The sequence below is a fragment of the Amycolatopsis sp. NPDC058278 genome, assembly GCF_042881395.1.
In the GTDB taxonomy this organism is placed as follows: Bacteria; Actinomycetota; Actinomycetes; order Mycobacteriales; family Pseudonocardiaceae; genus Amycolatopsis.
Window position 1 is genome coordinate 74,325 of the sequence record NZ_JBHVXZ010000032.1, and the last position, 11,473, is coordinate 85,797.

Sequence of the window (11,473 nt, forward strand, 5' to 3'; positions counted from 1 at the left end):
CGGTGCGCCGGGTGCTGTACGTCTTGTCCGGCCTGTTCTTCCTGGTGCCCGCGGTCGCCTTCGTGATCACGTACTTCGCCGTCGACGTGCCTTCACCGGACAAAGTCGCGCAGTCGCAGGGCCAGGCGGTCACCTACCTCTACGCCGACGGCACCGAGATGGGCAAGGACGTGCCCGCCGGCGGGAACCGGCAGATCCTCGACCCGGCCCAGATCCCGGACGTCGTCAAGAAGGCCGTGATCGCCACCGAGGACGCGTCCTTCGAGACCAACTCCGGCTTCGACGTCTCCGGCATCCTGCGGGCCGCCTACAACCAGGTCACCGGCGGGTCCGGTGGCGGCTCGACGATCTCGCAGCAGTACATCAAGGTCTCCTCCGGTGACGACGCGCCGACGCTGACCCGCAAGTGGGTCGAGCTCGCGAAGTCGTTCAAGATGAACCAGACCTACCAGAAGGCGGACATCATCACCGCCTACCTCAACACCATCTACTTCGGCCGCGGCAGGTACGGCGTCCAGGCGGCGGCGCAGGCGTACTTCGGCAAGGACGCCGCCCAGCTGAACTACTCCGAGGCCGCGTTGCTCGCCGGGCTGATCCAGCAACCGGGCCGTTCGGAGAACGCGACCGTGGCCCGCGACCGGTGGAACACCGCGTTGGACCGCATGCAGCGCAACGGTTATCTCACTCCCGCCGACCGGAAGGCGGCGCGGTTCCCGACGCCGATCCCGCTGGTCGAATCGCGGCAGGCGAACGCGATCAACCCGTTCGTCCGGAAGCAGGTGAAGGCCGAGCTGGCCGCGGCGGGGATTCCCGAGGAGAAGTACTACTCGGGCGGGTTCCAGGTGTTCACGACGATCGACTCGAAGGCGCAGGCAGCCGCCGAGAAGGCCGTGGCCGAGGGGATGGCCGGGCAGACCGACGACCGCATCCTCGACGCGCTGGTCGCCGTCGACCCGAAGTCCGGCGGCGTGCTCGCCTACTACGGCGGCGCGCCGATCGTGAAGGGCCCGAACGGCGAGGACCAGGCCGGCCGCGACTGGGCGGACGAACCGCACAACCCCGGGTCGTCGATGAAGCCGTTCGACCTCACGGCGTTCCTCAAGGGCGGCCGCGGGCTGAACGCGGTGTTCGACGGCCGCTCGCCGCGGACGTTCCCCGACGTGCCGCTGCCGGTGCGCAACGCCGGCACCACCAGCAGCTGCTCCGAGCAGTGCACGGTGGCCGAGGCGATGCAGCGGTCCACCAACACCGTCTTCTACGACATGGTGCTCAACGTGACCAAGCCGGGCGGCGTGGCCGAAGCCGCGCAGGAGGCGGGCATCCGGACGAAGGACAACGGCGGCCGCAGCGTGCTGTTCACCGGGGACAACAACATCTCCATCGGCGGCGGCCAGACCGCGGTCACGCCGGCGGACATGGCCGCGGGGTACGCGACCTTCGCCGCCGGCGGTGTCCAGCACGGCCGCCACTTCGTGCAGAAGGTGACGAATGCCCAGGGCGAAACCGCCTACGAGGCCGACGTGCGCGCGACGGACGCCTTCGCGGACAACGACCGCGGCAAGAGCCGGCAGATCGCCGGGAACGTGACCGCCGCGCTGGCGCCGGTGATCCCGTTCTCGCGGCTGACCTGCCCGGCCGGCCACGAGTGCGCGGGCAAGACCGGCACCCAGCAGCACACGCCGGGCGACGACGAACCCGCGTCCGCGGCGAACACGAACTCGCAGACGTGGATGGTGGGCTACACGCCCTCGGTCTCCGCCGCGGTCTGGGTGGGCGGTGACGGCGACAAGGCGCTGCGCGGCCCGACCGGGCAGCCGCTGACCCCGTCCGTCGTGGCCGGTCCGGTGTGGCAGCGGTTCATGCAGCTCTACCTGACCGGGAAACCGGCCGAGCGCTTCGACCGGGTCCAGGCGATCACCGCGCCGCAGGACGACCAGCTGCAGCTCCAGCTTCAGTTCCAGCAGCAGCAACAACAACAGCAACAGTTGCCTCAACAGCAGCAGGACCAGCGCTTCACGATCGGCCGCGGTGACGGCAACCAGCAGCAACAGCAACAACAACAGCAGGACCGCGTGCGCGGCAACGACCGGCGCGACGGCCGGGGCCCCGGCCGCGGCAACGGGAACGACACCGGCCAGGCGAACTTCGGCCCGTGACCGGGCCGGGGGAGGTGGCCGTGACCTCGGAGCTGGGGGTCACCGAGGTCACGGCCGGTCAGGGGGTCAGAGCTCGACCACGGTGCCTTCGACACCGGCGCGGCGGGCCGCCTCGATCACGCGCAGGGCCTCGACCGACGACGCCGGGTCGACCGGGAACTCGCCTTCGCCACGCAGGGCGTCGCGCACCTGGGCGTAGAACTGCTCGTAGCGGCCGACCTCGGTGGGCACGGTCTCGATTTCCGGGCCGACGCCGAGCTTCCCGGCGTCCGCCGCGGGCTCGGTGCCCCAGCCCGCGTCGCCGGGGCGCAGGCCCGCCTTGATCTGCGGTTCCTGCACGTCGAGGCCGTACTTGGTGAAGGTCGCCCGGTCACCGAGCACCCGGAACCGCGGGTTCTGCGTGCCGGCCAGCGCGGTCGCCCACAGGTGCGACCGGACGCCGTTCGCGTGGTGCAGCGCGACGAAGACGTCGTCGTCGACCTGGACGCCGGCCCGGCGGCGGTCGACCTCCGCGTAGACCCGGGTGACCGGGCCGAACAGCTGCAGCGCCTGGTCGACGATGTGCGCGCCGAGGTCGTAGAGCAGACCACCGGCTTCGGCCGGGTCGCCGAACTCGCGCCAGTTGTCCTTGGGCTTCGGCACCCAGCGGTCGTAGCGGGACTCGAAGCGGAACACCTCGCCGAGCCGTCCCGAATCGAGGACCTTCCGCACGGTGAGGAAGTCGGAGTCGAGCCGCCGGTTCTGGAAGACCGTCAGGCCGACGCCCGCCGCCTTCGCCGCGTCGACGACCTGTTCGGCTTCGGCCGCGGTCGGCGCGAACGGCTTGTCGACGACCACCGGCAAGCCGGCTTCGATCGCGCGGAGCGCGAGCGGCACGTGCGTGCGGTTGGGCGTGCTGACCACGACGAGGTCGAGATCGCCCGCCCGCTCGAACAACGCGTCGGCGTCCGGCACGATCTCCGCGCCCGGGTGGTCGATGCGGGCTTGCGCGGCGTTGCCCGACGTCGTGATCACCGCCGGGGTGAGCCCGGGCGTCGCCGCCACCAGGGGCGCGTGGAAGACGCGGCCCCCGATGCCGTACCCGAGGATGCCCACGCGCAAGTCGTCCGCCATGCCGTTATTAAACAACAGCGTTGCCTAATTGGCCAGACGTGCGAAGATCCTGTCCATGGCGGACACCGGGGTGAACCTGCGCGACGTGCGCGAGCACAACCGTGTCCTGCTGCTCACGCACATCCTGCGCGCCGGCGGCCTCAGCCGGGTCGAACTCGCCGAACGCACCGGGCTCACCCAGCAGGCCGTCTCCAAGATCGTTCCCGAACTGCTCGACACCGGCCTGCTGGACGAGCAGCGGCAGCCGTCCGCCGGCGTGGGCAAGCCCCGCACGGCGCTGCGCATCCGGGCGGGCGCCAAGCACGCACTCGGCGCGCGCCTCGACCGCGACGAGTACCGCGTGCTGCGCGCCAACCTCATCGGCGAGGTGGAGGAGACGGCGGGCGGCCCGCTGCCACCCGGCTTCACGCCCGCGCAGGCCGTCGACGCCATCGCGACCACGGCCCTCGAACTCGCCGACGGCTTCGACGTGCTCGGCCTCGGCCTCGGCGCGGTCGGCCCGCTGGACCACCGCGCCGGCCTGGTCCGCGACGCGACGAACATGCCCGGCTGGCGCGACGTGCCCCTGCGGGAGTTGCTGGAGCAGCGCACCGGGCTGCCGGTGACGCTCGACAAGAACACCAACGCCGCCGCGTTCGCCCGGCTCTGGCCGCACGGCGAGCCGACGGCGACCGCGGTGGTGCTCGTCGGCACCGGCATCGGCGTCGGCCTGCTGATCGACGGGCGGCTCTACCGCGGCCCGCGGACCAACGCGGGTGAGTTCGGGCACACCACGATCGCCTACGACGGGCCGCGCTGCGCCTGCGGGCGACGCGGCTGCGTCGAGATCATGGCCAAGCGGGCACCGGACACCCGGACCGCCGCCGGCTTCCTCGGCATCGGGCTGGCCGACCTGGTGCAGGTGCTCGACCTCGAGCGGATCGTGCTGGCCGGGCGGGCGGTCCGGGACGAGCCGGACGTCCACCGGGAAGCCGTCTCGGCCCGGCTCGGGGAACTGCTGCCGCTGCCGCACTGGCAGCGGATCGAGGTCGTCGAAGACGGCTCCGGCGAGGAGATCGTCACCCGCGGCGCGGCCGCGGAGGTGCTGGCCTCGTACTACGCGAATCCGGCATGATCACCGGCTGCACCACCGCGCACGCCGATCACCGATACGATCCGCCTCGTGCCAGAGGAGACCACGCGGGAGCCGGAACCCGGCCCGGTGACGCTGACCCGGGCGGAACGCGTCGTCCCGAGCTGGAACGAGCCGCTCGCGGCGGCGGTCACCAGGCCACTCGGCGGCCCGCTCGGTGAGCACGCGGCAGTCGGCAGGCACTGGTTCTGGTCGCCGCAGCGCGTCGGGCTGCTGCTGGCCACCCTGGCGCTGATGCTGTGCTGGTTCGGCAAGGGCTCCTGCATCCAGCAGTACCAGGACTCCAGCGGCGCCACCCAGCTCGACTGGCGCGCGGGCCGCCCGTTCGTGGCCATGTGCTACTCCGACATCGTGCCGCTCTACGGCTCCGAGCGGCTCGACCGGCCGGGCACCTTCCCGTACTACACGTCGTGGACGGAAAGCTCGCAGACCGCCGAGAACAACACCCGGTACATGGAGTACCCGGTGCTCACCGGCCTCTTCCAGTGGGCGAACGCGAAGCTCGCGGCGGGCTGGCTGAACGTCGCCGAGTCCGGCTGGCTGCCCGGCGCGCTGCCGGTGGCGGTCTACTTCGACATCACGGCGTTCTTCCTGGCGGTCGCGTGGCTGGTCACGGTGTGGGCGACCGGCCGGACGGTGAGACGCCGCCCGTGGGACATGGTCCTGGTGGCGATCTCGCCGCTGGTGCTGGTGCACGCGTTCACCAACTTCGACGCGCTCGCGACCGCGTTCACCGCGACCGGCCTGCTCGCCTGGGCGCGGAAGCGCCCGCTGCTCGCCGGCGTCCTGCTCGGGCTGGGCGCGACGGCGAAGCTCTACCCGCTCTTCCTGCTCGGCGTGCTGTTCGCGCTGTGCCTGCGCGCGGGCAAGCTGACGCCGTTCTGGAAGACCGCGGGCGCCGCCGTGGTGACGTGGCTGGCGGTGAACGCGCCGTTCATCCTCACCGCGACCCGCGGCTGGTGGGAGTTCTTCCGGATGAGCACCCTGCGGCCGATGGACCCGGACTCGCTGTACAACGTCTTCTCGTCCACCACCGGCTGGGCCGGGTTCGACGGCGTGCTGCAGAAGAACCAGACGCCGGCGTACCTGAACCTCACGGTGGCCGTGCTGTTCCTGACCTGCTGCGCCGGGATCGCCTACCTCGCGCTGGCCGCGCCACGCCGGCCGCGCGTCGGCCAGCTCGCGTTCCTCGTCGTGGCCGCGTTCCTGCTGACGAACAAGGTGTGGAGCCCGCAGTACTCGCTGTGGCTGGTCCCGCTGGCGGTGCTCGCGATCCCGCGCTGGCGGCTGCTGCTCGGCTGGATGCTGATCGACGCCGTCGTCTGGGTGCCGCGGATGTTCTACTACCTCGGCGTCGACCACAAGGGCCTGCCCGAAGGCTGGTTCCTCGGCACGGTCGTGGTCCGCGACCTCGCCGTCATCGGCCTCTGCGTGCTGGTCGTCCGGGAGATCTACCGCCCGGCCACCGACCTGGTGCGGATGGAGGGCGAGGACGACCCGGCCGGCGGCTTCCTCGACGGCGCCCGGGACGTGATCATCCCGAACGCCACCCGGCGCCGCCGGCGGACCGTGACCGTCTAACCCAGCTGTTCGCGCAGGTAGGCGATGTCGGCGGCCTGCCCATCGGCCGGGGTCTCGACGACGACCGGGGCACCCGCCTCGCGGGCGACGGCGACCAGCACCTCGGGGTCGATCGTGCCCTCGCCCTTGACGACGTTGGCGTGCCGGTCCCGGGTCGAGCCGAACTCGTCGCGGGAGTTGTTGAGGTGCACCAGGTCGATCCGGCCGGTGATGGCCTTGACCTTCTCGACGGCGGTGGCGAGGTCCCAGCCCGCGGCGAACGCGTGGCAGGTGTCCAGGCAGAACCCGGCGCCGAACTCGCCGACCTTGTCCCACAACCGGGCGATGACGTCGAGGTCGCGGGTCATCGCGTTCTCGCCGCCGGCGGTGTTCTCGATCAGGATCGGGACCTTGAAGCCGCCCTTTTCCTGCTCGCGCTCGAACAGCTTGCGCCAGTTGTCCAGACCGGCCTCGGCGTCGTCGTTCGCGCCGACGTGCCCGCCGTGCACGATCAGGCCCTTCGCGCCGATCGCGGCCGCACCGTCCGCGTGCTGCGTGACGTTCTTCCGGGACGGGATCCGGATCCGATTGTTCAGCGAAGCCACGTTGATGAGGTACGGCGAGTGGATGAACACCTCGACCGGGTCGGCCTGGATGGCTTCGCCGTGCGGGTGCGGCTTCGGGGCCTTCCAGCCCTGCGGGTCGGAGAGGAAGAACTGGACGACGTCGGCTTTGCGCTCGACGACCGCGGCCAGCGGGTCGTCGTCACGGACATGGGCGCCAATCAGCATGCCGAGCACGCTACTCCGGGGCCCGATTCCGGCCGGTGGGCCCGGTTGGTGACGCTGGTGGAGTACCGTGAGCGCGTTCCGTGATCCAGATCGGTCCGACTGCCGGAGGGGCATGATGGCAAAGCACGTCACCCGGATCACCGCGCTGGGTTTCACGATCGCCGCTTCGGCCGTGCTGGCCGCGCCGGGCGTGGCGAGCGCCGCCCCCAGCCCCACGTTGGGCGGGGACTGCCAGGCCACGCTGCAGCAGGGGAGCGCGAACGGCCTGGTGCTCGACGCCGGCGCCCCGCTGAACGCCCCGAACCAGCTCACCGTCGGCCTCGACTCGAGTTCGCGGAACACGAACGGCTCGGCCCCCCTGCTCACGCTCCCGCTCGGCGACACGGTGAAGGCGCTCGGCATCGGCCGGCTGCCGCTGGTCGGTGACGCCGCGGCGAAGGGCGTCTGCCCGGTCGCGCAGGGCACGGTCAACGCGGTCGGCAACCTGACGCAGGGCGTGGCCGCCGAACTGCCGCCGGGCCCTTCCAAGCCGGCTCCGCCCGCTCCGCCGGGCCCGACCCCGCCGAACCCGAACCCGAACCCGCCGAGCCCGGGGCCGAACCCGCCCGGCTCGAGCATCGGCCCGGTGGTCACCGGGCAGGGGAACGCGGGCCTGCCGGGCGACGCGATCTCGGGCATCTTCACCAACGCGGCGCTGCTGCCGGGCAGCCTGGTGCAGGCGCCGGTGATCGCGCAGATCATCCCGGGCCAGCAGGTCCCGCCGCCGACCGTCGACGCCCAGCGGTCCGGCACGGCGGAGGCCCTGCCGGGTGTCACCCCACCGGCGAAGCTGCCGATGCTGCTCGCGGTGCTGGCGCTGGCGATCGTCGCGGCCGCGCTCGTCCGGGCCTGGATCCGCCGCAGCCCCGCCTGACGCACGGTGACCTCGGCTTCCACCCGAATGCCGGACATTTTTGAGCGAGCGGGCGTCACCCGGCTGCCTTAACGTCGTTGTACTGGTAGGTAGGCGACGAGACCAGGGGCGGCGAGCATGCAGGATCGAACACGGAGGGCTACAGCGGTCGGTGCGGCGGCGGTCGTCCTCGCGGGTTCGGCCGTGCTCGGGCTGCCCGGCACCGCCTCGGCGGACACGATCACGGCCAAGTGCGGTGACACGATCAGCGCCAAGCCCGGAGACACCGTCAAGGCCACGACACCGCTGCTCGGCCTCCCGCTCAACCTCGGCGTCGTCACCGAAGGCACGAAGGTGCTGACCGGGACGATCAACGCCATCCTCGGCACGCTCTGCCAGGTCACCGTGAACGTGGTGAACACCGTCGTCTCGCCGGTGCCGGTGGTCGGCGCGCCCGCGGCGAGCGCCATCAACCAGGGCGTCCAGGGCGTGACCGGCGGCACCCAGCAGGGCCTCCGCTCGCTCAGCGGCGGCGGTCAGCCCGCGCCGCAGCAACCTGGCGGCACGGATGGGAACCCGCAGCAGCAGCCACCGGCCCAGAGCGGGTCCGGGGGCGCGCCGCAGCAGGGCGGCACCCCGGCGGGCACCACCCCGATCCCGGACGCGAACAGCCCGCTCCTGCCCGGCTTCGCGAGCACCCCGGTGTTCGGCGGCTTCCCGTTCACCCTCGGCACGGGCTACGCCCCGATGCGCGACTACAGCGGCATCCCGTTCGCGACGGCCGGGCTGTTCACCCCGTCGCCGGCGATCCGGTACGGCAGCCAGATCCCGGGTTACGCCCCGCAGTACGGCCTCACCGGTCCGGACGGCGCGTCGGACCGCGACTCCGGCGTCCAAACCGCCGGCCAGGCCGAAGCGCTACCCTCGGCGTCGGACGGCTTCACCAACGGGTCGGAGTTGCCGCTGCTGATCGCGGTCCTGGCCCTTTCCGGAGTCAGTGCGGGACTCGTCCGCACGTGGGTGCTCCGCCGAATGGCCGCTGCGAATTGATCCAACTGCCGAGTATCTTTCACGTATCTCCCTCGTTCATTCTGGTGTTGCCCGGAACGACGCCCCCGTAATTCCCTGGAGGACAGTGCTCGTGCGGAAGATCCCCACCTGGCAGACGACCCGCCGTGCACTGACCGTCACCGCCGTCGCCGCGTTCGTGACCGGCGGCGCGTTCCTCTCCGCGGGTACCGCCTCCGCCGCGACGACCCTCGTCAGCAACAGCTGCACGGGTTCGGTCACCGGCCAGATGGGCGACCAGGTGGCGATCGACGGAGCTTCGGTCAAGGCACTGGTCACCAAGGGTGCCAACGACGCAGGCACCGTCGCGATCGGCAGCTGGGCCGGCGATTCCATCGCCAAGAACCACTCGATCCCGGTGGGCCAGATCCCGAACTCGGCGGGCGGCGAGGCGACCGGCGCCGAGATCGGCAAGGCGGTGCGCACCGCGCTCGCCAACTCCGGCACGTGGGGACTCGGGCTCGACTGGAACAAGACTCTGAACAGCGTGGAGACCACGGTCGCCAAGGGCTGTGGCCTGACGCTGCTCGCCGGCAACTACGTGGCGCCGAGCACGCCCACCCCGCAGAACGCCGGCACCCCGCAGGGCGGTACCGGCACCACCCCCGGCGGCGCGTCGGGCAACCTCTCGAACCTCAACCCGGGCACGGCCGGCGGCACGGGCGGCAGCGCCCCGATGCGCGACTACAGCGGCATCCCCACGGCGACCGCCGGCACGGCCGTCGCCCCGGGCGTGCGCTACCCGGCGAACGGCACCCTCCCCGGCGACGCGTCCGCCCCGCAGGCGGGCGCGGGCGACCAGAGCGGCCAGGGCGTGGACATCCGCGACGCCGGCAACGCGCAGTCGCTGGCCTCGAACAGCGCGCCGAACGACGTGCAGCTGCCCATGCTGATCGCGGTGATCGTGCTCGCCGGCGTCACCGCCGGGCTCGTCCGCACCTGGGTCCTGCGCCGGGCCGCCTGACCCCCGAGAAGAGACCCGCTGTCCGGTCTCCTCGATACCCCCAGGTAGCCTTACCTGGACAAACCCTCCTGTCACGGACAGTCCGTGACCGCGAGCCCATAGGAGGTGAGTGGTTGTGTCACGCCATTACGAGGTAATGGTCATCCTGGACCCCACGCTCGACGAGCGCACTGTCGCTCCGACGCTGGACACCTTCCTCAACGTGATCCGCACTTCGGGCGGAAGCGTCGAGAAGGTCGACGTCTGGGGCCGGCGCCGGCTTTCGTACGAGATCAAGAAGCACGCGGAGGGCATCTACGCCCTGCTGGACCTGAACTCGTCCTCGGACGCGGTGAAGGAGCTGGACCGCCAGCTTTCGCTGCAGGAGACCGTGCTCCGCACCAAGGTCATGCGTCGCGAGGTCAAGCGCGCCGCGGCCAAGCCCGCCGCCGCCAAGGCCTGAGCCGAAGGGGAATCCCGATGGCTGGAGACACCGTCATCACGGTGATCGGCAACCTGACGTCCGACCCGGAGCTGCGCTTCACCCCGTCCGGTGCGGCGGTCGCGAACTTCACCGTCGCGTCCACGCCCCGCACGCTCGACAAGCAGTCGGGCGAGTGGAAGGACGGCGAAGCGCTGTTCCTGCGCTGCAACATCTGGCGCCAGGCGGCGGAGAACGTCGCCGAGTCCCTGACCCGCGGCGCCCGCGTCGTCGTGCAGGGCCGCCTGAAGCAGCGGTCGTTCGAGACGAAGGAAGGCGAGAAGCGGACCGTCGTCGAGCTCGAGGTCGACGAGATCGGCCCCTCGCTGCGTTACGCCACGGCCAAGGTCAACAAGGTCAGCCGCGGTGGCGGCGGCGGCGGTGACTTCGGCGGCGGCGGTGGCGGTGGAAACCGCGGTGGCGGCGGCGGAATGCCGGCCGACGACCCGTGGGGTTCCGCCCCGGCCGCCAGCAGCGGTGGCGGCGGCGGCTTCTCGGACGAGCCTCCCTTCTGATCTCGTACACATCCACAGATTTGAATTTCCAGGAGTAGACAGTGGCCAAGCCACCCATTCGCAAGCCCAAGAAGAAGGTCTGCGTGTTCTGCAAGGCCGAGAAGAAGGGCCGCCCGGAACTGATCGACTACAAGGACACCAACCTGCTGCGGAAGTACATCTCCGACCGCGGCAAGATCCGTGCCCGTCGCGTCACCGGCAACTGCAGCCAGCACCAGCGTGACATCGCCATCGCGGTCAAGAACTCCCGCGAGATGGCGCTGCTGCCCTACACCTCGACCGCGCGCTAAGGGAGGGCACTGAAATGGCGAAGATCATCCTCACCACGGACGTGGCCAACCTGGGCGGCCCCGGCGACATCGTCGAGGTCAAGGACGGCTACGCGCGCAACTACCTGCTCCCGCGGGGCTACGCGATCGCGGCCTCCAAGGGCGCGGAGAAGAACGTGCGCACCATCCAGCGCGCGCAGGAGAGCCGTCGCATCCGCGACCTCGACCACGCCAAGGAGATCAAGGCGACGCTGGAGGGCCTCGGCGCCATCCAGCTCACCGGCAAGGCGGCCGAGGGCTCGAAGAAGCTCTTCGGCTCGATCACCTCGGCCGAGATCGTCGACGCGATCAAGGCGGCCGGTGGCCCGCTCCTCGACAAGCGCATCATCGAGCTGCGCGACCACATCAAGACCGTGGGCAAGCACTCGGTCGGCGCCCGGCTCCACCCGGACGTCAAGGTCGAGGTGCGGCTCGAGGTCAAGGCCGTCGCGCAGTAAGGCGACGACAGCAAGATCCGGCTGTTCCACAGGCGGGGCGTCCCACACCGGGACGC

The 11,473-nt window shown here is 71.2% G+C and carries 12 protein-coding genes; 10 read left to right on the top strand and 2 right to left on the bottom strand.

Annotated elements, in window-relative coordinates; translation table 11 throughout:
* The first annotated feature begins 11 nt into the window (after positions 1 to 11).
* On the top strand, positions 12 to 2,156 hold the full coding sequence (locus ACFVYA_RS18945; protein ID WP_387046492.1) for a transglycosylase domain-containing protein: 2,145 nt from the start codon (positions 12 to 14) through the stop codon (positions 2,154 to 2,156).
* Between the two features lie 66 nt (positions 2,157 to 2,222).
* Here the strand turns inward: ACFVYA_RS18945 and ACFVYA_RS18950 are convergent, their stop codons facing one another.
* A complete protein-coding gene (locus ACFVYA_RS18950) occupies positions 2,223 to 3,269 on the bottom strand; it encodes a Gfo/Idh/MocA family oxidoreductase (RefSeq protein ID WP_387046493.1) in 1,047 nt (348 codons plus the stop codon).
* Positions 3,270 to 3,324: 55 nt separating this feature from the next.
* Here ACFVYA_RS18950 and ACFVYA_RS18955 point away from each other — a divergent pair, with 55 nt between their 5' ends.
* On the top strand, positions 3,325 to 4,383 hold the full coding sequence (locus ACFVYA_RS18955) for an ROK family transcriptional regulator (protein ID WP_387046514.1): 1,059 nt from the start codon (positions 3,325 to 3,327) through the stop codon (positions 4,381 to 4,383).
* Positions 4,384 to 4,431: 48 nt separating this feature from the next.
* A complete protein-coding gene (locus ACFVYA_RS18960; RefSeq protein WP_387046495.1) occupies positions 4,432 to 5,982 on the top strand; it encodes a glycosyltransferase family 87 protein in 1,551 nt (516 codons plus the stop codon).
* On the opposite strand, the gene ACFVYA_RS18965 is transcribed toward ACFVYA_RS18960, so the two are convergent.
* Complete coding sequence (locus ACFVYA_RS18965; RefSeq protein WP_285987437.1) at positions 5,979 to 6,752, bottom strand: deoxyribonuclease IV; 774 nt, start codon at positions 6,750 to 6,752, stop codon at positions 5,979 to 5,981. The two genes, ACFVYA_RS18960 and ACFVYA_RS18965, sit on opposite strands and share 4 nt — an antisense overlap.
* A 115-nt stretch (positions 6,753 to 6,867) precedes the next feature.
* Between ACFVYA_RS18965 and ACFVYA_RS18970 the strand changes: the two genes are divergently transcribed.
* The 7 genes from ACFVYA_RS18970 to rplI all read left to right on the top strand — a co-directional run bounded on the left by ACFVYA_RS18970 (position 6,868) and on the right by rplI (position 11,417).
* Positions 6,868 to 7,665, top strand: coding sequence for a hypothetical protein (locus tag ACFVYA_RS18970; RefSeq protein WP_387046497.1), 798 nt, complete (start codon positions 6,868 to 6,870; stop codon positions 7,663 to 7,665).
* Between the two features lie 117 nt (positions 7,666 to 7,782).
* Positions 7,783 to 8,694 carry a hypothetical protein gene (locus ACFVYA_RS18975; RefSeq protein ID WP_387046499.1) on the top strand — a complete coding sequence of 304 codons (912 nt, stop codon included), beginning with the start codon at positions 7,783 to 7,785 and terminating at the stop codon, positions 8,692 to 8,694.
* An 85-nt stretch (positions 8,695 to 8,779) separates the two neighbouring features.
* On the top strand, positions 8,780 to 9,676 hold the full coding sequence (locus ACFVYA_RS18980; RefSeq protein ID WP_387046500.1) for a hypothetical protein: 897 nt from the start codon (positions 8,780 to 8,782) through the stop codon (positions 9,674 to 9,676).
* Between the two features lie 115 nt (positions 9,677 to 9,791).
* Positions 9,792 to 10,118 carry a 30S ribosomal protein S6 gene (gene rpsF / locus ACFVYA_RS18985; RefSeq protein WP_176742059.1) on the top strand — a complete coding sequence of 109 codons (327 nt, stop codon included), beginning with the start codon at positions 9,792 to 9,794 and terminating at the stop codon, positions 10,116 to 10,118.
* A 17-nt stretch (positions 10,119 to 10,135) separates the two neighbouring features.
* Entirely contained in the window at positions 10,136 to 10,651 is a 516-nt protein-coding gene (locus ACFVYA_RS18990; protein WP_387046502.1) for a single-stranded DNA-binding protein, read from the top strand.
* A gap of 41 nt (positions 10,652 to 10,692) precedes the next feature.
* Positions 10,693 to 10,941, top strand: a complete 249-nt coding sequence (gene rpsR, locus ACFVYA_RS18995) for a 30S ribosomal protein S18 (RefSeq protein ID WP_003098744.1) — start codon at positions 10,693 to 10,695, stop codon at positions 10,939 to 10,941.
* Positions 10,942 to 10,955: 14 nt separating this feature from the next.
* Positions 10,956 to 11,417 (top strand): 50S ribosomal protein L9, encoded by a 462-nt coding sequence (gene rplI / locus ACFVYA_RS19000; RefSeq protein WP_387046504.1) that lies wholly within the window; start codon positions 10,956 to 10,958, stop codon positions 11,415 to 11,417.
* Positions 11,418 to 11,473: the final 56 nt, after the last annotated feature.